The following is a 23,006-nucleotide window of genomic DNA, read 5'->3' on the forward strand; positions in this document are numbered from 1 at the left end:
TTTTCTTTGGTGACCTCACCCCGGTCCATTAGCACCTTGCGATTGTCCCGGATTTCGGCGAATTCGCGCCCATGTCTGCCCTGCCGACCGCCAGCGACACCGCGAATCGCGAAAGGCCGCGTTCCATAGCCGTGTGGCTGTTCGTCTGCGCCGTGCTGGTCCTGACGATGGTGGCAGTCGGCGGTATCACCCGGCTGACCGAGAGCGGCCTTTCGATCACCCAATGGAAACCGATAACCGGCGCGATCCCGCCGCTGTCACAGGCCGACTGGCAGGCCGAATTCGATCTCTACAAGGCCACCGGCGAATACCGCAACGTGACCGGGCCCGCGGGGATGGACCTGGATGCCTTCAAGTTCATCTTCTTCTGGGAGTGGTTTCACCGCTTTCTGGGTCGGCTGCTCGGCCTCGCCTTCGCGCTGCCGCTGGCGTGGTTCTGGGTTCGCCGCGCCATTCCGGCAGGCTACACGCCGCGCCTCGTCGCGCTGCTGGCGCTGGGCGGTCTGCAGGGCGCGTTCGGCTGGTTCATGGTGCGCTCCGGCCTGTCGGGCGAGATGACCGATGTTTCGCACTTCTGGCTGTCCATCCACCTTCTCACCGCGCTGTTCACGCTGGCGGGGCTGGTGTGGACGGCACTGGACCTGCGGCAACACGCGCAAGGCCGGACCGCGCCCTCCCGGCTGACGCGCGCAAGCCTGTGGGTCGCGGCAATCCTGTTCGTGCAACTGTTGCTGGGCGCGTGGGTCGCCGGGTTGAATGCCGGGCTGGTGTCCGACACTTGGCCGCTGATGTTCGGTCGGCTGGTGCCCGAAGCGAACTGGGCGAACGGCGTGGCCTGGACGTTCCTGCACGATCCGTTCTGGCTGCATTTCCTCCACCGCTGGTGGGCCTTCGTGGCGGCGGCGGCGCTGGTGGTGCTCGCCCGCCGGGTCAGACCGCTTGAGCGGCGCGCGTCGATCGCCATCAACGCCATGGTCGGCACGCAGATCCTGCTCGGCATCGCTACCGTGATGAGCGGCGTTGCGCTGTGGCTGGCCGTGGCGCACCAGCTGGTCGGCGCGCTGCTGGTGGCGAGCTTTGCCTGGGGCGCCCATGTCGTGGGGCGCAGAGAGCCTGAATTTCCCCGCGCCGAAACCAGTCACTGACACGGTCGCTCAAGCGGAGGTATTATTTTACCTTGTCGCAGATGGGCGGATTTGCTTGACTTGGCGGGCATCAGCGGACAAATGCGCGCCTTCGCTGCTGCCAGGCTGACATATGCCAGTTTCCTGCCGCCGCGGTCTTTCGACACGAATACACAGGAATATCCAGCCATGAAGGCGCTCAGCAAGGTGACCCGGTCGATCAAGCCGGCCGAGGTCGAGAAGAAGTGGCACATCGTCGATGCAGAGGGCCTCGTTGTCGGCCGTCTCGCCACGATCGTCGCCAACATCCTGCGCGGCAAGCACAAGCCGACTTACACCCCGCACGTTGATTGCGGCGACCATGTCGTCATCGTCAACGCGGACAAAGTGCGCTTCACCGGCAACAAGGCTGCCAAGAAGCACTACTACAAGCACACCGGCTTTGCCGGCGGCATCAAAGACATCACCGCCGACAAGGTGCTGGCCGGTCGTTTCCCGGAACGCGTGATTGAGAAGGCTGTCGAGCGGATGGTTCCGCGCGGGCCGCTGGGCCGCGCGCAGATGAGGGCGCTCCACCTGTACAATGGCACCGAGCATCCGCATGCCGGGCAGCAGCCCGAGGTGCTCGACGTCGCCTCGATGAACCGCAAGAACAAGGTTTCCGCATAATGGCCACCGAAGAGACCAAGACCGCGAACGACCTGTCCGACCTGAAGTCGGTCGTCGATTCCGCGCCCGCCGCAACCGAGACCGGCGCCGATGCCGGTAACACCGCCGATGCTGGCGAGGGCGAGGCACCCCGGCCTGCCGCCCCCACCATGCCGCTGCGCGAGCAGGAGCTTGACGCGCAGGGCCGTGCCTATGCCACCGGCCGCCGCAAGGATGCCACGGCCCGTGTGTGGCTGAAGCCCGGCACTGGCAAGATCACCGTCAACGGCCGCGACCAGGAAGTGTATTTCGCCCGTCCGACGCTGCGCCTCGTGATCGACCAGCCCTTCACCATTACCGAGCGCCAGGGCCAGTACGACATCGTCTGCACGGTTGCGGGCGGCGGGCTTTCGGGCCAGGCCGGCGCGGTCAAGCACGGCATCAGCCAGGCGCTGTCGAAGTACGAGCCTGCGCTGCGCGGTGTCATCAAGGCCGCCGGCTTCCTCACCCGCGACAGCCGCGTGGTGGAGCGCAAGAAGTACGGCCGCGCCAAGGCGCGTCGCAGCTTCCAGTTCAGCAAGCGCTGATCCGGATCACCAGTTTCCTCGACGGAGGAAAATGCGAAGGGCGGCTCCCACGAGGGGCCGCCCTTTTCGCGTTCTAGGCACCTGGAAAGACGATACCGTTGGCCTGTCCGGTCGATCAGGCGGCTTGCTGTGTGCCCAGCAAGGTGTTCACCTGGCCCATCAGCTGATCGATGGTCAGCGGTTTGGACAGGTAGCCGTCAGCACCAGCCCGCCTGATCTCCTCCTCATCGCGCTTGCCCGCGAATGCCGTCATGGCGAGTATGGGGATATGGCTTGTGGCCGGGTTGCGGCGGATCTTGCGGATCAGTTTGCGGCCCGAAACGTGCGGCAACTGGATGTCCATCGTCACGAGATCCGGCGCATAGTCGTCGACAGCGTCGAGCACGCGCGCGCCATCGTCCACGGTTCGCGTATCGAACCCATGTTGCTGGAAGACCGCCTCGTAGAACATCCGGTTCAACAGATCGTCTTCGACAATCAAAACCTTGGTCATGTGGCCATACCCTATCCGAATTTGGTCAGCTTTACGCATGGAATGCGACAGGGCGCGGCCCGGCAGAGCCAACCGGAGATGGTAGGGGCGCCTAGTGCACCGGCGGATCGACGGGCGGCACCTGGTTGACCGGCGCGACGGGTTCTCCCGGTTGGCGCGGCGGGGTCGCATCTTCGGGCACATCGTCGATCTGCATGTCCTGTGTTGCGACTGCCTCCAGGTTGCGCACGCAAACCTCCAGCCGCTCGCCGTCCCAGTGCAGTTCGTTGAAACTTGGCGGGGTCGAACGAACGCGCTGCGACAGTGTGCCCGCGCCGATCATGCGCACGCTGCCGTCGGCGGTCTGTTCCAAGATGTCGAAAGCATCGTGGACGTGACCCGATAGCACCGCGAGGACCGGACGCCGGGCCAGTTCTGCCAGCGCCTTTTGCCCATTTCTGGTCAGCGCGGTGCCTGCGGTGCCGACCTCGCGCAGCGGATGGTGACAGGTCACGAGGGCGCGGGTCCCCTGTGGAAGCGCATCGAGCGCGGTCAGGCACCGTTTCAGTGCGGCATCGGTTACCCAGCCTTTCGACCAGTTCAGGCGCGGCTGCCAGCGGCGCACGGTCTTGAGCGGGACGATGGCGAGCCCGGGAAGGTCGATTTCCGCTTCCACCACCCGCTCCACCTTGCGCAGTCGCCGATACGGATCGAAAAACCGCTCGACCGGATTGAAGTAGGGCAGGTCATGGTTGCCTACCTCGACCGTGACCGGCACGTCCAGCCCTCTGATCCAGCTGGTCGCCGCGTCGAATTCGCGTTGGCGTGCCCGCATGGTGAGGTCGCCCGTGATGGCCACGGCATCGGGGCGCTTCTCGGCGATTTCCTGCATCACCCAGTCGAGCGCGCGCGTGTCTTCCAGCCCGAAATGAATGTCGGACAGGTGAAACAGCAGCTTTGCGTCAGTCATCGTCGCGGGTTGCCAGCAGGTCGACTTCGCAGCGCACCAGTCGAAATTCCGTGGGGCCGTCCACCTGGCACTGTTCCCCGTCGAGCAGGACGCCGAAACCCTCGTGCTCCGTGCTGGCCAGAGTGAAGCTGTCGGCCTGGCCCAGCCGGTCGTGCGGGCCGTCGCGGAACTCGCGGCGCATCAACGCCAGTGTCTGGTCGAAGTAGTCGCCGGCGGTTTCCGCGTAATAGGCATCCACGGTGATTCCTTCGTCGGTGGGCGTGAGCAACAGCAAGGGATATCCCTCGCGCTTGCCCATCTGCGGTTTGTCAACGCGCAGCATCGAGCCAAACAGCGTTTCCGCAATGGCGGCGCGCGCCTCTGCGGCCATTTCCAGCGGACCCTTCAGTCGCATCGCCTCACGCACGTCGCCCCAGGCTGTGCCCGGCCCGGCCAGCACGCCGGCGTAGGCATGGCCGCTGGCGGTCTCGATGATACCGGGGCGGCGGCGGCGCGCGCCCCCCCGAGCAACTGCGCCGAGCACCTCGTCCATCTCCGCATCGCCGAACAGGCGATGATAGAGCAGGTTCATCGTTCCGCCTGGCAGCACCAGCACCGCACCGCTCCAGCCCGCCAGCGCTTCCAGCACGGCGTTGATGGTGCCATCGCCGGCGAAGACCGCCACGGTCTCGATCCCGGCGGCTTCGAGCATGGCCACGGTCGGCAGCTCCTGCTTGGGAAAGATCGTGCGGTGCGCGACCTTCAGACCGCACGTGTCGCAATGGCCCTCGAAGGCGGTAAGCGCGTCGGTATCGTTGGATCCCGACGCCTCGTTGTTGATCAGCCAAAGGCGCAGTTCGCTCATGCTGTTGAAAAGCGGCGGCGAGGCCGGCGGTTCCCCGAGCTCGCTTTCATCGCGAATCCTAGATCTTGCGGGCGATCAGCAGCCAGGCCGCGACGAGGTTGAACAGCGAGTAGCCGGCGTAGGCCCACAACCAGGGTTCATGCCCGGCCCGCGCCGCATAGAGCGCCCCGCACAGCAGCACGAACTCGGTCAGCAGGCTGGCGATCCGCGCGCGTCGTACCAGCGTGGGCGGGAGCTCGGCAAACAGGCCGCGCCCGCCGTCCATCACGGCGCGGTGAAGCGTGAAGTTGCCCACGCCAAGCAGGAACACGAGGATCAGCGCCATGCGCCATCCCTGCCGCACGCCCGGACGAACCGCAATCGGCCTTTCGTAGGTCCGGAAATGCCGTTGGTCGGCCGCGCTGTAACTCATCGACCGCTGTCGCGTGCCCATCGACGCCTTGCTGCAACCGGCGTGGACCGCGCCTACCCCTGTCATCGCACCGCAGCCGTTCCAGTCCCACCGGCTGCGGTGCATCCCTTCCGCGGGACCGGAAGGACACCTGGATCAATAGACCCTTGAGGAGATGTCCCGTGTTCAATCAGACCCTGACCATCGCTGCCGCCATCGCCCTGACAAGCACGGCCCTCTCGCCCGCGGCAAGCGCTGCCACCCAGCCCGCCGACCAGGCCACCCAGATCAGCGTACGCGTTGCCTACGACGATCTCGACCTTGGCAGCGATGCCGGCCAGGCCGAACTTGCCCGGCGGCTCGAACGTTCCGCCCGCCATATCTGCGCCACCCGCGAGAGCGACCCCGGCAGCCGCATACGCAGCCGCCATGCCCGCGCCTGTTATGACAGTGTCATGATCCAGTACGAAGGACGCTTCGCCGCGATCGTGGCAGACCGACAGCGCGGGGGCTGACACTCAGCCCGTATCGCCCCTGCGCGAAGCGCGCCCTCTACCCCGGGGGCGCCCTTTTCGCATGAAAGCCGTGCTGGCGTGCTGGCGTGTCAGCGGCCGGCCATGGCCTTGACCTGTTTGAGATAGGTGCGCCCGATGCGCAGTTCCTCGCCATCGTCGAGCTCGGCGCACCACACGCCCAGCCCTTCATGCCGCAGCCCGCGAATCGAATCGCGGCGCAGGATGGTCGATCGGTGGATGCGGATGAAGCGTTCGGGATCGAGCTTTTCCTCCAGCCCGGCAATGGTCTGCAGCAACAGGTAACTGGCGCTGCCCACATGCAGCCGCACATAGTCGCGCTCCGCATCGATCCGGCGGACCTCCGCCACGTCGATGCGCAGCAGTTCCGACCGGTGCGGCACCCAGAATTCGCTGAGCCATCGTTCGCCTTGGGCACTCGCGTCGGGGGAAGGACCGGGCTGACCCCGCCGCGCGATGGCGCGTTCGATGGCGCGCTCCAGCCTGTCGGTGGCGACCGGCTTCAGCACATAGTCTATCGCCTCCAGGTCAAAGGCGTCGACGGCGAAGTTCTCGTGCGCGGTGACGAAGATGACGGCGGGGCGCGAGTGCTGCTGGCGCGCGGCGCTGGCGACCTGCAGGCCGTCCATGCCGGGCATGGTCATGTCGAGCAGCAACAGGTCGGGAGCCAGCTTTTCGGCAAGGCGCAGGGCGGAATGGCCGTCGCTGGCAGTGCCGACCACGGTCAGTTGCGGGATCTCGGCACACAGCACCTGCATCCGTTCGATCGCCAGCGGCTCGTCGTCGACGATCAGCGTGCGCAGCGTGGGAGAGTTCCCGGTCATGCGGCCGCCGTTTCACGGATATGCACCAGCGGCAGACGCAGGTGCGTGGCGAAACCTTCGGCCGAGCGGCCCGAGACGACGGTGGCCTCGTCGCCGAAGCGCGCCTCCAGCCGTTCGCGCACGTTGGTGAGACCGATCCCGAACCCCGGGCGCACCTCCTCGTGGCCGGGGGCGGACTGGCCATCGTCCGAAACGCTGACCACCAGCCGCCCGTATTCCTCGCGCGCGGCCAGTGTAATCGTCACCTGCCCCGGCGACGGCGCGACCGCGTGCTTGACCGAGTTCTCCACCAGCGGTTGCAGGATCATGCCGGGGATCAGCGCGTCTTCCAGTTCGGCGGGAATGTCATAGCGCGCCTGCAATCGCAGCGGAAAGCGAACCCCCTCGATATCGAGATAGAGTTTCTGCAGCGCGATCTCCTCGCGCAGGGGAACGTCGGCGGTCGTGTCCTCGGCCAGGCTGCGGCGATAAAAGGTGCTGAGCATCTGGATCATCCGCTCGGCGCCTTGCGTCCTGTTCGTCAGCACCAGTGCCGACAGCGAATTGAGCGTGTTGAACAGGAAGTGCGGGTTAACCTGATAGCGCAGCGATTTCAGCTCCGCCGTGCGCGCGGCGTTACGGAACTGCTGTTCGCGCCGCTCGGCCAGCCGCGCCTTTTCGGCGGTGAGCAGCGCGAAATACAGTGCGCACCACGCCAGCAGCATGAAATAGCGGCTGAAGGTGATCTCGATGACGTATTGCAGGCTGCTGGCCTGCATCAGTTCGTTGATGTTCTCCAGCCGGTCGTTGTCGGCCTGCCCTTCGGCCACGCCGCTGGTCTGCACCAGTTCCTGCAACACCCTTTCGTCGTTGCGCGACTGCATGTCGGCAAAGACCAGGTAGTTGGTCTGCATGCACAGGAGGGCAGCCGGCAGGGCGAACACCAGGGCCGCCAGGATCTTCGTCCACAGCGGCCTTGCATCGAAGGGGCGCAGCACGACCCACAGGCCCAGCGTGATGATGATCCCGATGACGCTGGAAGCCACCCGCAGCTCCATCAGCCCGGCATCGTCCATGCCCAGCAGCTGTGAGCGCAGGGTCATCAGGAGGGCATAGGTGGTCCACAGCCCCACGACGGACAGCAGAACGGTCCGGAAGGGAACGCGCGCCGTGGGCTGGCGGGTATCGGAACTGGCCATCGACCATGCCTACCCCGCCCCCCGGGGATCGGCAATCGCCAGCGGTGCTTCCCGTCGATGCCCGTATGTCGCCGGTCGAGGCTTTCCAGCGGGGATGGCCTTCTAGCGGGCTGGAAGGGGCAGCAGCCCCTCCTTGCGGATCTTCTCGCGCCAGTGGAGCGGGGCGAGGGTGTGGACGTTGTTGCCTTCCGCATCGACGGCCACGGTCACCGGCATGTCCTTGACGGTGAATTCGTAGATCGCTTCCATGCCCAGCTCCTCGAAGGCGACGACCTTGGCGCCCTTGATCGCGCGGGCGACGAGATAGGCCGCGCCGCCGGTCGCCATCAGGTAGGCCACCTTGAAGCGGCTGATCACCTCGACCGCGTCCTGCCCGCGCTCGGCCTTGCCGATCATGGCCAGCAGCCCCTGTTCCAGCATCATCTCGGTAAAGGTGTCCATGCGCGTGGCCGTGGTGGGGCCGGCGGGGCCGACGATTTCGCCCATGACCGGATCGACCGGGCCGACGTAGTAGATCGCCCGCCCCTTGAACGCGACCGGCAGGCTTTCACCGGCTGCCAGCATGTCCTGAATGCGCTTGTGCGCGGCGTCGCGCCCGGTCAGCATCGCGCCGTTCAGCAGCAGCCGGTCGCCGATCTTCCAGCTCGCCACTTCCGCGGGCGTGAGCGTGTCGAGATCGACGCGCCTGGCCTCGGCATCGGGCTGCCACTGCACGTCAGGCCACTTGTCGAGATCGGGCTGCGGTAGGTAGGCGGGGCCGCTGCCGTCGATGGTGACGTGCGCGTGCCGGGTGGCGGCGCAATTGGGGATCATGCCCACCGGCTTGCCCGCGGCGTGGCATGGCGCATCAAGGATCTTGACGTCGAGCACGGTGGACAGCCCGCCCAGCCCCTGTGCGCCCACGCCTTGCGCGTTGACCGCGTCGAAGATGTCGATTCGCAGCTGTTCGATATCGCTCTGGGCGCCGCGCTGCTTCAACTGCGCCATGTCGATGGGCTCCATCAGCGAGAGCTTGGCAAGCTTCATGCAATGTTCCGCCGTGCCGCCGATGCCGATACCCAGCATGCCAGGCGGGCACCATCCCGCGCCCATCGAGGGGATCTGGTCCACCACCCAGTCGACGATGTTGTCGCTGGGGTTCATCATCTTGAACTTGCTCTTGTTCTCGCTGCCGCCGCCCTTGGCCGCGACATCGATGGAGACGGTGCGTCCCGGCACCATTTCCACGCTCAACACGCAGGGGGTGTTGTCGCGGGTATTGCGGCGGGTGAAGGCGGGATCGGCCAGGATGCTGGCGCGCAACTTGTTGTCGGGATGGTTGTAGGCGCGCCGCACGCCCTCGTCGACGACCTCCTGCAAGCTGCGTCCGCTTTCCAGCCGGCAATCCTGACCCCACTTGAGGAAGACGTTGACGATGCCGGTATCCTGGCAGATCGGCCGGTGCCCCTCGGCGCACATGCGGCTGTTGGTCAGGATCTGGGCGATGGCATCCTTGGCCGCCGGGCCCTGCTCGGCTTTGTAGGCCTCGCCCAGCGCAGTGATGTAGTCCATCGGGTGGTAATACGAGATATACTGCAGCGCATCAGCCACCGTCTCGATCAGATCCTCCTCGCGGATTGTCACCATGTCTTCCATTGCCTGCAATCTCCTCGTATCGCCGCCCACATAGGGCGCGCGACGCTTTGAGACAAACGCCCCATTGCCCCTCGCAGGTGCAACAACTAAGGCATTCGCCCATGTCGCAGACAGCCGAGAGATTTCCCGACGTGACGAGCGCCCAAGACATTCCGGCAAATCACCTTTCGCCCGCCGCCGACCCGCTCGACGCGGCAGAGGCTGCCAACCTGACGACGAATGTCGCGCGCCGGGCGATGATCGACAGCCAGTTGCGCACCAGCGGCGTCAATGCCCCCTTCGCGTTGAAGCGCATGGCCGCCGTCGCGCGGGAGGATCACGTGCCCGCTAGGTGGCGCGCCAACGCCTATATCGATCGTGCCATCGCACTGGATGGCGGCGGCCAGATCGCTGCGCCGCTGTTCTACGGCATGATGCTGGAGGAGGCCGACCCGCGCGAAGGCGAAGTGGTCCTGATCGTCGATGCCGGCTCGGGCTACCTGCCCGCACTCGTTGAACCGATGGTGGCCACGATGTCGGTGATTACCGCGGAAAAGGCGCTGCAGCAGACCGACGAACCGAGCGTCCCCGGCGCGGCAGCGACGCTGTTGCTGATCGACGGGGCGGTGGAGCATATCCCCGCCAGCCTGGCCGCACGCCTTGCCGACGATGCCCGCGTCGTCACCGGCATGGTGGGACGCGGCGGCATCACCCGGCTGGCCATCGGACGCAAGGCTGGGGCGGATGTCGCGCTGCTGCCGCTGAAGGACATGGGCATCCCCCGCCTCGCGGCCTTCGACGTGGCCAAGGGCTGGAGCTTCTGATCGTGCGGCGCGCCTCCCGCCTTGCGCTCCTCCTGGCAGGGGCCTGCGTCATCGCCGCGCCTCTGGCGGTTCCGGCGGCGGCGGATACTCTGGAGGAAGCGCTGGCGCTCGCCTATCTCAACAACCCCACGCTCGAGGGCGCGCGCGCCCAGCTTCGCGTCACGGACGAGACGGTGGTGATCCAGCGGGCCGCCGGTCTGCCCACGGTCGATACCTCCGGCGGCTACACCGAATTCATCGCCCAAGGCGGCAACAGCTTCATCTCGCCCGACCGGCAGGCGACCGCCAACCTCAGCCTGGGCGTTCCCATCTATCAGGGCGGCGCGGTCAGGAACGGCCTGCTTGCCGCCGAATACCGCATCGACGCCGGCCGCGCGGACCTGCGCGGCACGGAAAGCTCGCTGTTCAGCCAGGTCGTCGCCGCCTACATGGACGTGATCCTGAACGAGGCTCTTGTCGGTCTGTCCGCCAACAACGTGGACGTGCTGGCCGTTAACGTGGAGGCGACCAGCGATCGGTTCACGATCGGCGATCTTACCCGCACCGACGTGGCCCAGTCCGAAAGTCGGCTGGCGACCGCGCGGGGCGATCTGCGCACCGCCCAGGCCAACCTCGTCGCGGCGCGTGAACGCTACATCCAGCTGGTCGGCAAGGCGCCCGAGAACCTGCAGCCGCCGCGCCCGCTGGGCGATCTGCCCGCCGACGTCGAGACCGCTGTGGACGTAGCCCTGGCCGACAACCCGGACCTCATCGCCGCGCAGCAGCTGGCAGAGGCAGCGGATTACGACATTGCCGTGGCGGGGGCAGGGCGCCTTCCCCGCGTCGAGCTGGTCGGCGGCCCGGGCTATACCAATTACCTCGGCTCGCTCGGCACGGTGCCGGGTTCGGGCACGGTGGCGGACCAGGATTCGCTCAGCCTGCAGGCCGGCGTGCGCCTCTCGCTGCCATTGTTCCAGGGCGGCCGCATTGCCGCACAGCAGCGCCAGGCGGGCGCCCGCGCGCAGGCCGCGCTGGAACAGGTCGTGGCCGCCGAGCGCGCGGTCATCTCGCAAGTGCGCGCCGCCTATTCCAGCTGGCGGGCGAGCAATGCCATCATCGCCTCCAGCCAGACCGCGGTCGATGCCGCATCGCTCAGCCTGGAAGGCGTGCGGGCGGAAAATTCGGTGGGTAACCGCACCGTGCTCGACATTCTCGATGCCCAGCAGGAACTGCTGCGCGCGCAGGTGCAGCTCGTCACCGCGCGGCGCAACGCCTACGTCGCCGGCTTCACCCTGCTCGCCGCGATGGGCCGCGCGGAAGCGCGCGATCTGGGCGTGGTGGAAGACAGCGAACTCTACGACCCGCGCGCGAACTACAACCGGGTGCGCGACATCATCTGGGACTGGCAGCGCGATCCCGCGCCGGTCACCCGCAGCACGCGCACCGTTGACATCCCGGCGGCGGACGGAGACATTCCCGGCACCATTTCCGTACCCGAAGGCGCGGGCACGGGTATCGTCGAACCGATGGGGAATTGAATGCACCGCGATGGCGAGCCTTCGGTCGAGGAAATCCTCGAATCGATCAAGCGGGTGATGGAACGCGACCGCGCCGGATTGGCCAGTGCCGTGGCGGCCAGTACCGCTGCCGCCGGCGCGTCGGCAGGCACGTCGGCAGGCGCGGGGGCCAACCCGCCTGCCACCACCAAGGTAACCCACTCCGCCATTCCCCCACTCGATCCCGTCGATGAGGACGAGGCCGACGAGATACTCGATCTCGGCGAGGCGGGTGAGCCGATGGATGGCGAGGGCGATACCCCTGGCCAGCACCTAGCCAGCGGCGAAGCCGACGACGAGTTCGAAACGTTGACCAACAGGAGCGCGGCCGAGGCCATGCGCCAGTCGCTGGCTGCGCTCGCCATGCTGTCCGAACCGCCCGCTCGCCCGCAGATCGTGCGCCAGGGAGAAACCTCGCTGGAGGGCCTGGTGCGCGAGATGTTGCGGCCGATGCTGGCGCAGTGGCTGGATGCCAACCTGCCCGAGATCGTCGACCGCCAGGTCAAGGCCGAGATCGCCCGGATCGCGGGCAAGAAGCGCTGACAGTTCGACGCGAACTCGCCGCGGCCGAGGCGGCGTTGGCGAAGATCGGCGGCGACGCGATCGAGCGCCACATATTCCTCTGCGCCCTGTCCGAAAAGCAGGCCTGCTGCGACCGTGCGACGGGCGCGGTCTCGTGGGGCTATCTCAAGCGACGGCTGAAGGAACTGGGCCTGGTGGGGCCAAACAGCATCAATGGAGGCGGCGTCCAGCGCACCAAGGCCGATTGCCTGCAAGTCTGCGCCGCCGGGCCGGTCGCCGTCGTCTGGCCGGACCGGGTCTGGTACCACTCATGCACACCCGAAGTGCTTGAACGGATTATCCAGGAACACCTGATCGGCGGCGTTCCGGTCGCCGATTACCGCTTGTTGCCGCCAAACTTGCCAGCGTCCTGATCGTCCAGCGCGTCGAGCGAGTTCTCGACCGCCTCGTCGTGGCCGGTTCCGCTCGACAGGAACACCAGGCCCATCAGCGCCGCCATCAGCGACACCGCTGCCACGATGCCCAGCGCGGTGGCGATGTAGAAGTGGATCGAGACGTTTTCCACTTGGGTGTAGAGATAGGTCATCGCAATGGCGGCGACCACCACGGAAAAGGCCACCATGAACCGCATCAGCCGCTTGTACCGGCTCCAGGCGTGGTGCGAGTTGCCGGGATCATCGAGCGGGGATTGACGGGCCATGCGCCCTCATGCCCGCGCCAGGTGCCGCTGGCAATCGGGCGCGGCACGCGCCGCGGCAATTGCGCTCCCCGCCCGCTTCGTGTCATGATTGCCTCGTCCGCGGGTGAGGAGAGGAACCGCCGCCATGACCATAGCCAAGATTATCGAATCGCAAGCCGGCGGAATCGTCACCTGCGCCGCCGGCGACAGCGCGTTGCATGCCGCTTCGCTGCTTGCCGAAAAGCGCATCGGCGCGATGCCGGTCATGGATGGGGAGACCCTCGTCGGCATCTTTTCGGAACGCGACCTGCTCTATTGCGTGGCGCGTGACGGGGCCGAGGCGCTCGACAAGTCGGTAAGCGAGATGATGACATCGCCGGCCATCACCATCGAGGTGGAAGCGGATGCGCTGAAGGCGCTCTCGCTGATGAGCCGCCGGCGCATCCGGCATTTGCCGGTCATGGAGGCAGATCGCCTCGTCGGATTCGTTTCCATCGGCGATCTGGTGAAATACCGGATGGACCGCATCCAGCAGGAAGCCCAGGCCATGCGCGATTACATCACCCTGGCCTGAGCCTTCCTGCTTGAGCCGCGCCCCCGCTCTTCCTACATCCTGTCCATGACCACCCTGACCCTGAGCGAATCTGCCGCCGCGCGCGTAGCCGCGATCGCCGCGAAGCAAGGCAAGCCCGCCGTGCTTCGCCTGTCCGTGGAGGGTGGGGGGTGCTCCGGTTTCCAGTACAAGTTCGATCTCGACGCCGGGGCCGAGGCCGATGATTCGGTGAGCGAGACCGATGGCGTGCGGCTGGTCGTCGATCCGGTCAGCCTGGACCTCGTGGCAGGCAGCACGGTCGATTTCGTCGAGTCGCTGGGCGGCGCGTCCTTCCGGGTGACGAATCCCAACGCCGCGGCAGGTTGCGGTTGCGGATCGAGCTTCGGCATCTAAGGTCGGCGGCGTGAAAATCGCCACCTACAACATCAACGGCATCAAGGCGCGCCTGCCGCGCCTGAAGGAATGGTTGCTGGAAACCCGGCCCACGGTCGCCTGCCTGCAGGAGATCAAGACGCAGGACGATGGCTTCCCTGCCGATGAATTCGCCGAGATCGGCTATCACGCGATCTGGCACGGGCAAAAGGCGTTCAACGGCGTCGCCATTCTGGCCGACGGCGTGAAGCCGGTCGAGATCACGCGCGGTCTCGGCATCGACGGCCCCAAGGAAGGCGAGGGCGAACAGGCGCGCTACATCGAGGCCGAGGTCAACGGCATTCGCATCTGCAACCTCTACCTGCCCAACGGCAATCCGCACCCCGGCCCCAAGTTCGATTACAAGCTGGCCTGGATGGAGCGGCTGCGCGCGCGCATGGCGGACCTGCTCGCCAGCGAGGTGCCTGCCGTGGTGCTCGGCGATTTCAACGTCATTCCCACGGACAAGGACGTGTGGTCGGTGGCAGCCATGGCGCCTGATGCACTGATGCAGCCACAGTCGCGCGACGCCTACGCCCGGATGCTGGGGGATGGCTGGACCGACGCCATCGCCACGCTAAATCCGCGCGGGGGCGTGTGGACCTTCTGGGACTATCAGGCTGGTGCCTGGCAGCGTGACCACGGTTTCCGCATCGATCACCTGCTGCTCTCGCCCGAATGCGCGGATCGCATGGTGGCCGCCGGCGTGGACAAGGCATACCGCGGCCGCGAAAAGGCCAGCGACCACACGCCGGTGTGGGTCGAACTGCGGGACTGACCGCGCACGGTGCCAGGCACCTTGGCAAGCTAGCGATAGAAGATATGCCGGTTGATCGTCGCGCGGGCGGTCATGCGGCCGGCCCAGCCGGGGCGGACGTGCGTGGCGTGGAAATACAGGGCATCGCCTGCGGGGCTGTGCCACAGGTCGCGGTGAGCGATGCGGGCCAGGGCCTGCGCGCGTGTCCAGACGGCACCGGCCGGGGGTTCGGGGATGCGCCCGCCGCGCACGAAGCTGAACTGTGAAGGCTGGGTGACGACGGAACAGTAATCGTCAGGGAAAGCATCGCTCTCGGCCCGGTTGATGACGACCCGGGCCACCGCTAGCTGACCTTCCAGCGATTCGCCGCGCGCTTCGAAATAGATCGCCTGCGCAAGGCAACGTACTTCGGGCGCCAGGGCTGCGGTATCGGTTTGGGCCACGAGTTCGGCGAGCGTGGCGGCATCGCTTGGCGTGACGGTGTCCTCAGCTGCCTGTTCGTCGGCGATGTCCTGCACGACTTCGCTGGCGACGAATCGCACGGCGGCTGATGGCGGGGATAAAGGTTCGACCTGTGGGAGCGCGGTCTGTTCGACGGCTTCCGCCCGGGTCCGGTCATGGGAATCCTGGGCCAATGCACCGCTACCGGCGGTGACAATCGGTGTGGCAAGCAAAACGGCAGCCAGCGCGCCCGCGCCGACCCGCAAGGGGTTCATGAACATCAACTCGAATACTTAGGGCGGTGAGCGAGCTGGCAGGTCTGCGGTTCGCGGTGCTTTTACTGCACCATCTGTGTTCCGCGGTCGATCCCAGGGACCTGCAGGTCATCTCCCCGTCTGCGCGCCGCCAGCCATCGCCTTATTGCGATGGAAGGTCGACCTACGCTTTCGAAGTCGCGCGGCAAATAGCGGCGACGGCCGCAGAGTCAACCTTGTGCGATGCCGCCGTCGAGGAACCGTTCCGCGTTTGCGACATCGATCTCGACGATCCAGAGATCGCTGTCCTGCTGCTGGCGGCGGCCATACCAATCGCTGAATTCGCGTCGGTTTTCAGGGTCTTCACACTTCGCCAGCGTCCATTTGCGGGAGCCATCAGACTGCGGCATCCGCTCGTAGGCGCGCAACTTTGTGCCATTTTCGCAACATATAATTAGCAGGGTGCCCGCGTCCCGCTCCCCCTTGGCCAGGACCATGGCGAAGCCACCGGCCGCCTGCACCTGTCGCACCAGGCCGCTGACTTCAAGATGGGCGGGCAAGCGCTGATCCATGTCAGCCGCCGCCCCGGCGATACCCGGGAAGGCCCGAGAGCGCGATGTGAGATCGCATGAAGGTTCCGGTTCCCCGGCCGATCTCCTCGCCCTCGTCATCCACCAGGTTGGCTTCGGCGATGAACACACGGCGCCGGCCGCTCACCCACCGTCCCTCGGCCACGACTGTCCCGCTTTTCAAAGGCTTGGTGAAATGGAGGTTGAAGCCGGTGGTCAGCAGGAAACGGTCCGATACCAGCGAATTGGCAGCGTAGAACGCGGCGTCGTCCAGCATCTTGAAGTATAGCGTTCCGTGCGTTGCCCCCGCGGCGTGGAAGAAGTCCTGACGCGTGGCAAAGGTGATTCGCGCGCGGCCCGCGCCGGTTATCTGGAGCGTCGAGTCGAACAACTGGTTGACCGGGGCGGACGCGTAAAGCGTTTCGAGCGCACGGAAATGCGCGGACTGGCCTTGCGCATTCGCGGCCGGTTCGCCGTCAGGCGGCGTCACGATCCGTCACATTGGTGATGAGCGCGTACATCGCCTCTGCATCGGGTGCGTCGTAGAGCGCCTGGTGGATCCGCTCGTCGCGGACGAGGCGGGAGATTTCCGCCAGCGCGTGGAGATGGGTCGCCCCGCAATTCTCGGGCGAGACCAGTCCGAATACGAGGTCCACGGCCAGGCCATCGGCGGCCTGGAAATCCACGGGTCCCTTCAACCGAATCAGAGCGGCCAGCGGGCGGCGGATGCCCGGAAGGCGCGCGTGCGGAATGGCCACCCCGCGCCCGAACCCGGTGCTGCCCAGCTTCTCGCGCTCGTCCAGCCCTTCGAACACCGCTTCGGGTTCGAGGTCCCACGCAGCGGCGAAACGCTGCGCGAGTTTCCCGAAAATCTCGTCTTTCGAGGCGGCGCTTTCGATAGCGACAGCGTCGGGATTGAGGGCAAAATGGATGGTCATCTCTGCGGGTGTCTTCATTCTTCGTTGCCATGCGCCGACACCGCACAATGGCGGCGTCGGAATGGCCTCAACCGGAGTGATTTTCCCGTCCGCGACCGCACCAAGGGCAGCCGCCGGGGTTCTAGCGAGACGGTTCGACCCAGCCGATCGACCCGTCAGACCGGCGATAGACCATATTATGCCGCCCGCTTCCAGCGTTTTTGAAGAACATCGCGTTGGTATGGCGCAGGTCGAGCATCATCACCGCGTCGGACACGCTGCATTCGGGAATATCGATGCGCGTTTCCGCGATCACGGGCGAAGCATCCTCGGCAATCTCGGCGTCATCGTCGGTTTCGATGGGCGAGGCGAAGATCGTGTAGGCGGCTTCCTCTTCCAGCGCAGCGCGATCGTGCTGTTCGTGGCGATCCTTCAGCCGTCGCTTGTACCGCCGCAGCTGTTTCTCGATCTTGTCGGCAGCCTGGTTGAAGGCATCGTGCGCGTCATGCGCCTGACCGTGGCTCTTGAGGATGAGGCCGTGGTTGACGTGGAGGATGATGTCGGCAGCAAAGGCATTGGCCGGCGCCTTGCCGAAGGTAACCGTGGATGAAAGCGCGCGGCTGAAATGCTTGTCGACGATGGTGGTGAGACGGTCCGAAGCATGTTCCTGCAAGGCTGCTCCAGTATCGACCTGATGGCCCGACACGCGAATATCCATGGGCGGTAATCCTTCCTCTTGTCGTTGTTACAAATGGATGTGGGATGCGTTGGTCAACTAGTCCAGAGGGGAGTTTGCAGCGTTTCGATAAACGCCTTGTGCCGGGCGATTTCGGCGGCGGATGGAGCATGGGTGCGCGGGGGACGGAAGGTGCCGGTCTGCGGCCGAAACACCGTTATCTCAGTATCCTGGTGCGCCAACACTTCGGCAGCCAGTTCCAGCCCGATCTGCCGCCCGCCGGTGAGCTCGACATAGACCTGCGCCAGCAACTCGGCGTCGAGCAGGGCACCATGCAGCACACGGTGGCTGCGATCGACCCCATACCGGTTGCACAGCGCGTCGAGCGAGTGCTTGGCGCCCGGATGCCGGCGGCGGGCTATGGCGAGGGTGTCGATCATGCGCGTCTGGCACACGTGCTCGCGCTCGCACAGCCTCAGCTCGTGGTTAAGGAAGCCGAAGTCGAACTGCGCATTGTGCGCCACCAGCGGCGAATCGCCGAGAAAGTCGAGCAGCTCGTCCAGCGTGTCGCGGAACAGCGGCTTGTCGGAAAGGAACGCGGCCGAGAGGCCGTGCACCCGCTCGGCTTCCATCGGCATGGCACGTTCGGGATTGTAGTAGGCGTGGAAAGTGCGCCCCGTGGCGACACGGTTGACCATCTCGATGCAGCCGATTTCCACCATGCGGTCGCCGGTCACGGGGTCGAGGCCGGTGGTCTCGGTATCAAAGATGATTTCGCGCATGGGCCCCATTATCGAGTCCGCGATTCCCTAGCGCAAGTCCGCCGTCAATTTTGCCACCAGCGTGGCTACCTGCTGCGCGGTTTCCTCCAGCGTCACCCCGGTGTCGATGACGTGATCTGCCCGCGCGCGCTTGGCAGCGTCGGGCAATTGCAGGGCGAGGATGCGCGCGAACCTGTCTGCGTCCATCCCCTCGCGCGCCAGCACCCGCGCCCGCTGGACCTCCGCCGGGGCGGATACGACGACTACGCTATCGACCAGTTTTTCTGAGCCCTTTTCGAACAATAGCGGGATGTCGAACACCACCAGCGGTGCCTGCGCGTGGCGGGCCAGAAAGGCCTCGCGCGCCTGGGCGACGGCGGGGTGGACGATGGTTTCCAGCCGGGCGAGGGCATCGCGATCGCCGAAGACCAGCGCGCCGAGCATGGCCCGGTCCACCCCGTCTGCTCCCGTGCTGCCGGGAAAGGCGTGTTCGATGGCGGGCAGCAACAGCCCACCTGCGCCCTGCATCGCATGAACCTCGCGGTCGGCGTCGAACACGGGCACCCCGAGCTGGGCGAACATCGCCGCAACGGTGCTCTTGCCCATACCGATCGATCCGGTGAGGCCCACGATGACGGGGCGAGTCATCGGGTCAGCAATTCGCGCAGTTCGGCATCGTGTTCGCGTGGTGGCTTGGCACCGAAAAACCGTTCGAAGGCGACCGCTGCCTGGCCGATCAGCATGGCAAGCCCGTCGATCGTGCGAAACCCGCGCGCTCGTGCCTCGCGCAGCAGCGGCGTGTCGTGCGGATGGGTGACGATATCGTAGACCAGGCTGCCGGGCGGAACGTGACTGAAGTCGAAGGCCAGATCCGGCTGGCCGGCCATGCCGAGCGGGCTGGCGTTGACGACGAGATCAAGGCACCCCTCGCGGTCGTCGAAGGCGAAGTCGGTCGGCGCGGCGAAATAGGCGAGCGGAGCGGTGTGGTGTTCGCCCTCCGGGTCGATCTTGGTCAGCAGCGCGCGCGCCTTGCCCTCGTCCCGCCCGGCAAGCACGATGACGAACCGTTCTTCCGCCAGTGCGGCGACAATGGCCCGTGCCGCGCCGCCTGTGCCCAGCACGCGCGCCATGCGGAACCAGTGAGTTCGCGCCAGCTCACCCCGCAGCGGCTCCAGAAAACCAGCGCCATCGGTGTTGCTGCCGATCAGTGCGCCATTATGGCGGCGCGTGACGGTATTGACCGCGCCCACCAGGTCGGCGCCGATTTCCAATCGGTCTAGCAGCGGGACGATCCCCTGCTTGTGCGGCATGGTCACGTTGCATCCGCGCCAGTCGGGATCGTCGCGCCGCGCGGCGATGTAGGCGGCAAGGGCATCGGCAGGCACGTGGCGCGCCTCGTAGCGGGCCGCAATGCCGAGCTTCTCCAGCCAGAACGTGTGGATCGCCGGCGATCTGGATTGCGCGATGGGGTCGCCGATAACCTCGGCGTAAGCCCCGCTCATCGCGGCAGTTCGCCAAGCGCACGCAGGGCGCCGAGCACTTCGAGCAAAGGCATCCCCAGCACGGTGAAATGATCGCCCTCGATACGCTCGAAAAGCTGCACGCCCAGCGCCTCGATACGGAATACGCCGACGCACTGGCCGACCTCGGGCCATTCGGCGGCGAGGTAGCGGGTGATGAAATCGGCGCTCAGATCGCGCACAACCAGCCGTGCCTCGCTGACGTGGCTCCAGCGCAATTGTCCGCCCGTGGCGATCGCCGCGCCCGAATGCAGCACCATGGTCCGGCCCGAGAAGAAGCGCAGGTGTTCGGCCGCCTGGCCACGGCTCGCGGGCTTGTCGAACCGCCGGCCCTCTACCGAGACCACCGAATCGCTGCCAAGCACCGGGTTCGGTCCGCCGGCAACCGACAGCGCCTTGGCCTCAGCCAGCGCGCCGGCGACGAGCGCCGGCTCCACCTCGCCCAGTTCGCGTTCCAGCGCGCGTTCATCCAGCCGGGCGGGCTGGCACTGGAAGCGCACTCCGGCAGCTTCCAGCATGGCGCGGCGCGAAGCAGACTTGGAGGCGAGGACCAGCATCGTCAGGCGTCAGATCGGCTTGGGGCCGGACGCGGGCACACCTTCGCGCGCGCGGCGTTCCTGGCACAGCTTGATGATCGCAGCAGCGCTCTCCTCGATCGAACGGCGGGTGACGTCGATCACCGGCCAGCCATTGTCGGCGAACAGGCGCCGGGCAAAGGCGAGTTCAGCCTTGACCCGTTCCTCGTCGACATAGGCGGTCTGGGTCTGTTCGTTGAGCGACAGCAGCCGGTTGCGACGGATCTCGATCAGTCGGCCAGCCGACGTCGTCAGCCCGACCACCATCGGGCGGCTCAGCGTATACAAGGCCTCGGGCGGCGGACTTTCCACCACCACCGGAATGTTGGCGACCTTGTAGCCCCGGTTGGCGAGATAGATGGATGTGGGCGTCTTGCTGGTGCGCGACACACCGGCAAGGACGATGTCGGCCTCTTCCCAGTTGTCCCAGCCGATCCCGTCATCATGGGCGATGGTGAACTGGATGGCGTCGACGCGGGCGAAATAGGCATCGTCCATGCGGTGCTGACGGCCGGGCCGGCCCTGAGCCTCCTGCCCCAGTTGCTGTTCCAGCGCGAGGGTGACCGTCTCCAGCGCATCGGCGTGCGGCAGGCCCAGCGCGGTGCAGCGCTCTTCCAGCCGGCCACGCGTTTCCTCGTTCACCAGCGTGTAGAGGACAAGGCCGGGCTTGGCCTTGAATTCATCCAGGATGCGGTCGAGATGCTGGCTGCTGCGCACCATCGGCCAGAAATGGCGCACCACCTCTTCCTCGTCGAACTGCGCGAGCGCGGCCTTGGCGACCATTTCCAGCGTCTCGCCGGTAGAGTCGGACAGCAGGTGGAGATGCAGGCGAGCCATGTGGATAGAACGGTGCATAAACCACGGGAGGGAGTGGGGGACAAGACCGGCAGGTGATTCCACCCCCACTGCCGGCCGATTCGTCCAGCAGAAATCCGCAAGGACAGATTCTTATGCGCAGCCTGTGGGTAGCGGGGAGAAGGTTTGCTTGACGAAGGTAACCCGCGAGTCGATGGCCCTTCGCGTCCGGGGAAACCCGGGAGGATTCCGGTGACATCGCGTTTTCCCCGCAATTCACAGGGCCAACAGACAACAGAATCCTATTCTAAATATATATATTTTATTGGATTGGACCTTACCGAATGCCCGGACCGCTCCTCGATAACCTGCTCGGCATGCGAACCGAGAGGCGGCCCGTGTGGCTCATGCGACAGGCGGGCCGCTATCTGCCCGAATATCGCGCACTGAGAGCCGAAAAGGGCGGCTTCCTGGAACTGGTCTACGATAGCGAGGCCGCCGCAGAAGTGACGGTCCAGCCGATCCGCCGCTTTGGTTTCGACGGGGCGATCCTGTTTTCCGACATCCTGATCGTGCCACACGCGCTGGGGCAGGACCTGTGGTTCGAGGCGGGCGAGGGGCCGCGGCTGGCGCCTCCCCTGAAGGATGCCGCTCTGGTGGACGGGACGTGGCAGCAGCTCGAGCGCGCGTTTCACCATTTCGATCCGGTCTACGAAACGGTGCGGCGGACCTGCGACATGCTGTCAGACGACGTGACGATGCTGGGTTTCGCCGGCAGTCCCTGGACCGTCGCCACCTACATGGTTGCCGGCGCGGGGTCGAAGGACCAAGGCGCGGCGCGCAGCCTGGCCTGGCGCGATCCGGGCGCGTTCCAGTTGCTGATCGACGGAATCGAGGCGGCCACCGTCGAATATCTCATCGGCCAGATCGACGCCGGGGCAGAGGCTGTGCAGTTGTTCGACAGCTGGGCAGGATCGCTCAGCCCGGCGCAGTTCGAACGCTGGGTCATCGCGCCCAACGCCCGGCTTGCCGCCGCCATCCACGCAGGCAGGCCCGGCATCCCGGTGATCGGCTTTCCCAAGGGCGCGGGCGCAAAATTGCCGGCCTATGCCCGCGAAACGGGCGTCGACGCGCTCGGCATCGACGAGACGCAGGACTGTGCCTGGATCGACGCGCAACTGCCACCGGGGATGCCCGTGCAGGGCAACCTGGATCCCATGCTGCTGCTGGCGGGCGGCCCGGCGCTGGACGGGGCTGTGGACACGATCCTTGCCGCCTTTGCCAACCGTCCTCATGTCTTCAACCTGGGGCACGGGATCGACAAGGAAACCCCGATCCCGCACGTCGAGTATCTGCTTGCCAAATTAAGGGCCGGCTAAAAACAGGGCCGTCTAAAAACAGGGGCGGCCAGAATCAGGGATGACGGCGATGCGTCAGCGGCCTAGATAGCGCTGACATGGCATTCCTCGCGACGATCTATTTCTGGCTGAAGGCCGGGCACATCATCTTCATGGTGTTCTGGATGGCGGGCCTGTTCATGTTGCCCCGGCAGATGATCTACATGGCGCCCGCCGCCGCCGGATCCGAGGAAGAGGCGCTGTGGGCCAAGCGCGGCGGCCTGCTGCGCAAGGTGATCCTTACCCCCAGCCTGATCATCACCTGGGTGCTGGGGCTGCTGCTCGCTGCACAGCTCGGGTTGTTCAGTGGCGCTTCCGGGCTGGGCTGGCTCCACGCCAAGTTGCTCTTCGTCGTGCTGCTGACCGGCTACCACGGGTTCATGGTCAGCAAGGCGAAGGCCATGGCGCGGGGGGGACGACCGCTGAGCGAGCGCCGCCTGCGCATCTGGGGCGAGGTTCCGGGCGTGCTGCTGGCGATCATCGTCGTGCTGGTCGTCGTCAAGCCGTTCTGATTTCTGGCTCCGCCGCACAAATGGCGAATTGACCTGAAAACAGCACCAGCATAAACCCGCAACACCACCGGCTGAAGGATTGCCCGCGCGATCGCGGAGATCCGGGTCTGCTTTCTCCAAGCC

31 protein-coding genes are annotated in these 23,006 nt (G+C 66.0%); 13 read left to right on the top strand and 18 right to left on the bottom strand.

Annotated elements, in window-relative coordinates:
* The first annotated feature begins 71 nt into the window (after positions 1 to 71).
* The 3 genes from GRI62_RS13470 (at position 72) to rpsI (ending at position 2,359) form a co-directional block, all read left to right on the top strand.
* Positions 72 to 1,145 (top strand): COX15/CtaA family protein, encoded by a 1,074-nt coding sequence (locus GRI62_RS13470; protein ID WP_131451237.1) that lies wholly within the window; start codon positions 72 to 74, stop codon positions 1,143 to 1,145.
* A gap of 168 nt (positions 1,146 to 1,313) precedes the next feature.
* Positions 1,314 to 1,793, top strand: coding sequence for a 50S ribosomal protein L13 (gene rplM, locus GRI62_RS13475; RefSeq protein ID WP_131451238.1), 480 nt, complete (start codon positions 1,314 to 1,316; stop codon positions 1,791 to 1,793).
* Positions 1,793 to 2,359, top strand: a complete 567-nt coding sequence (gene rpsI / locus GRI62_RS13480) for a 30S ribosomal protein S9 (RefSeq protein WP_131451239.1) — start codon at positions 1,793 to 1,795, stop codon at positions 2,357 to 2,359. Before rplM ends, rpsI begins: the two co-directional genes overlap by 1 nt.
* 115 nt (positions 2,360 to 2,474) lie before the next feature.
* Here rpsI and GRI62_RS13485 read toward each other — a convergent pair whose 3' ends face one another.
* From GRI62_RS13485 to GRI62_RS13500, 4 genes are all read right to left on the bottom strand, one after another.
* Complete coding sequence (locus GRI62_RS13485; protein WP_131451240.1) at positions 2,475 to 2,852, bottom strand: response regulator; 378 nt, start codon at positions 2,850 to 2,852, stop codon at positions 2,475 to 2,477.
* 91 nt (positions 2,853 to 2,943) lie between these two features.
* Positions 2,944 to 3,801 carry a metallophosphoesterase family protein gene (locus GRI62_RS13490; RefSeq protein WP_131451241.1) on the bottom strand — a complete coding sequence of 286 codons (858 nt, stop codon included), beginning with the start codon at positions 3,799 to 3,801 and terminating at the stop codon, positions 2,944 to 2,946.
* Positions 3,794 to 4,645, bottom strand: a complete 852-nt coding sequence (locus tag GRI62_RS13495; protein ID WP_131451242.1) for a diacylglycerol kinase family protein — start codon at positions 4,643 to 4,645, stop codon at positions 3,794 to 3,796. The genes GRI62_RS13490 and GRI62_RS13495 overlap by 8 nt, the downstream gene beginning before the upstream one ends.
* Before the next feature lie 58 nt (positions 4,646 to 4,703).
* Positions 4,704 to 4,970 (bottom strand): hypothetical protein, encoded by a 267-nt coding sequence (locus GRI62_RS13500; RefSeq protein WP_160731892.1) that lies wholly within the window; start codon positions 4,968 to 4,970, stop codon positions 4,704 to 4,706.
* Between the two features lie 248 nt (positions 4,971 to 5,218).
* Between GRI62_RS13500 and GRI62_RS13505 the strand changes: the two genes are divergently transcribed.
* Positions 5,219 to 5,551, top strand: a complete 333-nt coding sequence (locus GRI62_RS13505; RefSeq protein WP_160731893.1) for a UrcA family protein — start codon at positions 5,219 to 5,221, stop codon at positions 5,549 to 5,551.
* 89 nt (positions 5,552 to 5,640) lie between these two features.
* On the opposite strand, the gene GRI62_RS13510 is transcribed toward GRI62_RS13505, so the two are convergent.
* From GRI62_RS13510 to GRI62_RS13520, 3 genes are all read right to left on the bottom strand, one after another.
* Positions 5,641 to 6,393 (bottom strand): LytR/AlgR family response regulator transcription factor, encoded by a 753-nt coding sequence (locus tag GRI62_RS13510; protein WP_131451245.1) that lies wholly within the window; start codon positions 6,391 to 6,393, stop codon positions 5,641 to 5,643.
* Positions 6,390 to 7,571: a sensor histidine kinase gene (locus GRI62_RS13515; RefSeq protein ID WP_131451246.1), complete on the bottom strand. Its 1,182-nt coding sequence runs from the start codon at positions 7,569 to 7,571 to the stop codon at positions 6,390 to 6,392. Before GRI62_RS13515 ends, GRI62_RS13510 begins: the two co-directional genes overlap by 4 nt.
* A 102-nt stretch (positions 7,572 to 7,673) precedes the next feature.
* The gene (locus tag GRI62_RS13520) at positions 7,674 to 9,206 is read right to left on the bottom strand and encodes a fumarate hydratase (protein WP_234027467.1); all 1,533 of its coding nucleotides are present in this window, start codon (positions 9,204 to 9,206) and stop codon (positions 7,674 to 7,676) included.
* Positions 9,207 to 9,307: 101 nt separating this feature from the next.
* Between GRI62_RS13520 and GRI62_RS13525 the strand changes: the two genes are divergently transcribed.
* Genes GRI62_RS13525 through GRI62_RS13540 form a run of 4 tightly spaced genes read left to right on the top strand, consistent with a single transcriptional unit; the run spans position 9,308 to position 12,479 of the window.
* Entirely contained in the window at positions 9,308 to 10,009 is a 702-nt protein-coding gene (locus tag GRI62_RS13525; RefSeq protein WP_131451247.1) for a protein-L-isoaspartate O-methyltransferase family protein, read from the top strand.
* Positions 10,010 to 10,011: 2 nt separating this feature from the next.
* Positions 10,012 to 11,526, top strand: a complete 1,515-nt coding sequence (locus tag GRI62_RS13530; RefSeq protein ID WP_131451248.1) for a TolC family outer membrane protein — start codon at positions 10,012 to 10,014, stop codon at positions 11,524 to 11,526.
* Positions 11,527 to 12,087, top strand: a complete 561-nt coding sequence (locus tag GRI62_RS13535) for a DUF2497 domain-containing protein (RefSeq protein WP_131451249.1) — start codon at positions 11,527 to 11,529, stop codon at positions 12,085 to 12,087.
* A gap of 35 nt (positions 12,088 to 12,122) precedes the next feature.
* A complete protein-coding gene (locus tag GRI62_RS13540; protein WP_373283012.1) occupies positions 12,123 to 12,479 on the top strand; it encodes a (2Fe-2S) ferredoxin domain-containing protein in 357 nt (118 codons plus the stop codon).
* Here GRI62_RS13540 and GRI62_RS13545 read toward each other — a convergent pair.
* Positions 12,443 to 12,766, bottom strand: a complete 324-nt coding sequence (locus tag GRI62_RS13545; protein WP_131451250.1) for a hypothetical protein — start codon at positions 12,764 to 12,766, stop codon at positions 12,443 to 12,445. The genes GRI62_RS13540 and GRI62_RS13545 overlap by 37 nt on opposite strands.
* Positions 12,767 to 12,890: 124 nt before the next feature.
* Here GRI62_RS13545 and GRI62_RS13550 point away from each other — a divergent pair, with 124 nt between their 5' ends.
* The 3 genes from GRI62_RS13550 to xth are packed head-to-tail and all read left to right on the top strand — an operon-like array spanning position 12,891 to position 14,487.
* Positions 12,891 to 13,319 carry a CBS domain-containing protein gene (locus GRI62_RS13550; protein WP_131451251.1) on the top strand — a complete coding sequence of 143 codons (429 nt, stop codon included), beginning with the start codon at positions 12,891 to 12,893 and terminating at the stop codon, positions 13,317 to 13,319.
* 45 nt (positions 13,320 to 13,364) lie between these two features.
* Entirely contained in the window at positions 13,365 to 13,691 is a 327-nt protein-coding gene (erpA, locus tag GRI62_RS13555; RefSeq protein ID WP_131451252.1) for an iron-sulfur cluster insertion protein ErpA, read from the top strand.
* Positions 13,692 to 13,701: 10 nt separating this feature from the next.
* On the top strand, positions 13,702 to 14,487 hold the full coding sequence (gene xth / locus GRI62_RS13560; RefSeq protein WP_131451253.1) for an exodeoxyribonuclease III: 786 nt from the start codon (positions 13,702 to 13,704) through the stop codon (positions 14,485 to 14,487).
* 29 nt (positions 14,488 to 14,516) lie between these two features.
* On the opposite strand, the gene GRI62_RS13565 is transcribed toward xth, so the two are convergent.
* The 10 genes from GRI62_RS13565 to GRI62_RS13610 form a co-directional block, all read right to left on the bottom strand.
* Positions 14,517 to 15,101, bottom strand: a complete 585-nt coding sequence (locus GRI62_RS13565) for a cell wall hydrolase (RefSeq protein ID WP_234027468.1) — start codon at positions 15,099 to 15,101, stop codon at positions 14,517 to 14,519.
* A gap of 290 nt (positions 15,102 to 15,391) precedes the next feature.
* Positions 15,392 to 15,733 (bottom strand): DUF1491 family protein, encoded by a 342-nt coding sequence (locus tag GRI62_RS13570; protein ID WP_131451254.1) that lies wholly within the window; start codon positions 15,731 to 15,733, stop codon positions 15,392 to 15,394.
* Position 15,734: 1 nt separating this feature from the next.
* Positions 15,735 to 16,220 (bottom strand): PaaI family thioesterase, encoded by a 486-nt coding sequence (locus GRI62_RS13575; RefSeq protein WP_131451255.1) that lies wholly within the window; start codon positions 16,218 to 16,220, stop codon positions 15,735 to 15,737.
* The gene (locus tag GRI62_RS13580; protein WP_373283010.1) at positions 16,207 to 16,686 is read right to left on the bottom strand and encodes a PTS sugar transporter subunit IIA; all 480 of its coding nucleotides are present in this window, start codon (positions 16,684 to 16,686) and stop codon (positions 16,207 to 16,209) included. The genes GRI62_RS13575 and GRI62_RS13580 overlap by 14 nt, the downstream gene beginning before the upstream one ends.
* 103 nt (positions 16,687 to 16,789) lie before the next feature.
* A complete protein-coding gene (gene hpf / locus GRI62_RS13585) occupies positions 16,790 to 17,365 on the bottom strand; it encodes a ribosome hibernation-promoting factor, HPF/YfiA family (protein ID WP_131451256.1) in 576 nt (191 codons plus the stop codon).
* A 53-nt stretch (positions 17,366 to 17,418) separates the two neighbouring features.
* A complete protein-coding gene (dnaQ, locus tag GRI62_RS13590; RefSeq protein ID WP_131451257.1) occupies positions 17,419 to 18,105 on the bottom strand; it encodes a DNA polymerase III subunit epsilon in 687 nt (228 codons plus the stop codon).
* Positions 18,106 to 18,132: 27 nt separating this feature from the next.
* Positions 18,133 to 18,732 carry a dephospho-CoA kinase gene (gene coaE, locus GRI62_RS13595; protein ID WP_131451258.1) on the bottom strand — a complete coding sequence of 200 codons (600 nt, stop codon included), beginning with the start codon at positions 18,730 to 18,732 and terminating at the stop codon, positions 18,133 to 18,135.
* Positions 18,729 to 19,586 (bottom strand): shikimate dehydrogenase family protein, encoded by an 858-nt coding sequence (locus GRI62_RS13600; protein ID WP_131451259.1) that lies wholly within the window; start codon positions 19,584 to 19,586, stop codon positions 18,729 to 18,731. Before GRI62_RS13600 ends, coaE begins: the two co-directional genes overlap by 4 nt.
* Positions 19,583 to 20,161 (bottom strand): Maf family protein, encoded by a 579-nt coding sequence (locus GRI62_RS13605; protein ID WP_131451260.1) that lies wholly within the window; start codon positions 20,159 to 20,161, stop codon positions 19,583 to 19,585. Before GRI62_RS13605 ends, GRI62_RS13600 begins: the two co-directional genes overlap by 4 nt.
* Positions 20,162 to 20,170: 9 nt before the next feature.
* Positions 20,171 to 21,016, bottom strand: a complete 846-nt coding sequence (locus GRI62_RS13610; protein WP_131453655.1) for a pyruvate, water dikinase regulatory protein — start codon at positions 21,014 to 21,016, stop codon at positions 20,171 to 20,173.
* Positions 21,017 to 21,318: 302 nt separating this feature from the next.
* Here GRI62_RS13610 and hemE point away from each other — a divergent pair, with 302 nt between their 5' ends.
* On the top strand, positions 21,319 to 22,353 hold the full coding sequence (gene hemE / locus GRI62_RS13615) for a uroporphyrinogen decarboxylase (protein WP_131451261.1): 1,035 nt from the start codon (positions 21,319 to 21,321) through the stop codon (positions 22,351 to 22,353).
* A 77-nt stretch (positions 22,354 to 22,430) separates the two neighbouring features.
* On the top strand, positions 22,431 to 22,883 hold the full coding sequence (locus tag GRI62_RS13620; RefSeq protein WP_131451262.1) for a CopD family protein: 453 nt from the start codon (positions 22,431 to 22,433) through the stop codon (positions 22,881 to 22,883).
* The last annotated feature ends 123 nt before the right edge of the window (positions 22,884 to 23,006 follow it).

It is taken from the genome of Aurantiacibacter arachoides, assembly GCF_009827335.1.
Classification (GTDB): domain Bacteria; phylum Pseudomonadota; class Alphaproteobacteria; order Sphingomonadales; family Sphingomonadaceae; genus Alteraurantiacibacter; species Alteraurantiacibacter arachoides.

What these genes read in the sequence shown, in the direction of transcription:
- GRI62_RS13470 (WP_131451237.1), top strand. Translation starts at nt 72, where the DNA reads ATGTCTGCCCTGCCGACCGCCAGCGACACCGCGAATCGCGAAAGGCCG.
- rplM (WP_131451238.1), top strand. Translation starts at nt 1,314, where the DNA reads ATGAAGGCGCTCAGCAAGGTGACCCGGTCGATCAAGCCGGCCGAGGTC.
- rpsI (WP_131451239.1), top strand. Translation starts at nt 1,793, where the DNA reads ATGGCCACCGAAGAGACCAAGACCGCGAACGACCTGTCCGACCTGAAG.
- GRI62_RS13485 (WP_131451240.1), bottom strand. Translation starts at nt 2,852, where the DNA reads ATGACCAAGGTTTTGATTGTCGAAGACGATCTGTTGAACCGGATGTTC.
- GRI62_RS13490 (WP_131451241.1), bottom strand. Translation starts at nt 3,801, where the DNA reads ATGACTGACGCAAAGCTGCTGTTTCACCTGTCCGACATTCATTTCGGG.
- GRI62_RS13495 (WP_131451242.1), bottom strand. Translation starts at nt 4,645, where the DNA reads ATGAGCGAACTGCGCCTTTGGCTGATCAACAACGAGGCGTCGGGATCC.
- GRI62_RS13500 (WP_160731892.1), bottom strand. Translation starts at nt 4,970, where the DNA reads ATGGCGCTGATCCTCGTGTTCCTGCTTGGCGTGGGCAACTTCACGCTT.
- GRI62_RS13510 (WP_131451245.1), bottom strand. Translation starts at nt 6,393, where the DNA reads ATGACCGGGAACTCTCCCACGCTGCGCACGCTGATCGTCGACGACGAG.
- GRI62_RS13515 (WP_131451246.1), bottom strand. Translation starts at nt 7,571, where the DNA reads ATGGCCAGTTCCGATACCCGCCAGCCCACGGCGCGCGTTCCCTTCCGG.
- GRI62_RS13520 (WP_234027467.1), bottom strand. Translation starts at nt 9,206, where the DNA reads ATGGAAGACATGGTGACAATCCGCGAGGAGGATCTGATCGAGACGGTG.
- GRI62_RS13525 (WP_131451247.1), top strand. Translation starts at nt 9,308, where the DNA reads ATGTCGCAGACAGCCGAGAGATTTCCCGACGTGACGAGCGCCCAAGAC.
- GRI62_RS13535 (WP_131451249.1), top strand. Translation starts at nt 11,527, where the DNA reads ATGCACCGCGATGGCGAGCCTTCGGTCGAGGAAATCCTCGAATCGATC.
- GRI62_RS13545 (WP_131451250.1), bottom strand. Translation starts at nt 12,766, where the DNA reads ATGGCCCGTCAATCCCCGCTCGATGATCCCGGCAACTCGCACCACGCC.
- GRI62_RS13550 (WP_131451251.1), top strand. Translation starts at nt 12,891, where the DNA reads ATGACCATAGCCAAGATTATCGAATCGCAAGCCGGCGGAATCGTCACC.
- erpA (WP_131451252.1), top strand. Translation starts at nt 13,365, where the DNA reads ATGACCACCCTGACCCTGAGCGAATCTGCCGCCGCGCGCGTAGCCGCG.
- GRI62_RS13570 (WP_131451254.1), bottom strand. Translation starts at nt 15,733, where the DNA reads ATGGATCAGCGCTTGCCCGCCCATCTTGAAGTCAGCGGCCTGGTGCGA.
- GRI62_RS13580 (WP_373283010.1), bottom strand. Translation starts at nt 16,686, where the DNA reads ATGAAGACACCCGCAGAGATGACCATCCATTTTGCCCTCAATCCCGAC.
- hpf (WP_131451256.1), bottom strand. Translation starts at nt 17,365, where the DNA reads ATGGATATTCGCGTGTCGGGCCATCAGGTCGATACTGGAGCAGCCTTG.
- dnaQ (WP_131451257.1), bottom strand. Translation starts at nt 18,105, where the DNA reads ATGCGCGAAATCATCTTTGATACCGAGACCACCGGCCTCGACCCCGTG.
- coaE (WP_131451258.1), bottom strand. Translation starts at nt 18,732, where the DNA reads ATGACTCGCCCCGTCATCGTGGGCCTCACCGGATCGATCGGTATGGGC.
- GRI62_RS13600 (WP_131451259.1), bottom strand. Translation starts at nt 19,586, where the DNA reads ATGAGCGGGGCTTACGCCGAGGTTATCGGCGACCCCATCGCGCAATCC.
- GRI62_RS13605 (WP_131451260.1), bottom strand. Translation starts at nt 20,161, where the DNA reads ATGCTGGTCCTCGCCTCCAAGTCTGCTTCGCGCCGCGCCATGCTGGAA.
- GRI62_RS13610 (WP_131453655.1), bottom strand. Translation starts at nt 21,016, where the DNA reads ATGGCTCGCCTGCATCTCCACCTGCTGTCCGACTCTACCGGCGAGACG.
- hemE (WP_131451261.1), top strand. Translation starts at nt 21,319, where the DNA reads ATGCCCGGACCGCTCCTCGATAACCTGCTCGGCATGCGAACCGAGAGG.
- GRI62_RS13620 (WP_131451262.1), top strand. Translation starts at nt 22,431, where the DNA reads ATGGCATTCCTCGCGACGATCTATTTCTGGCTGAAGGCCGGGCACATC.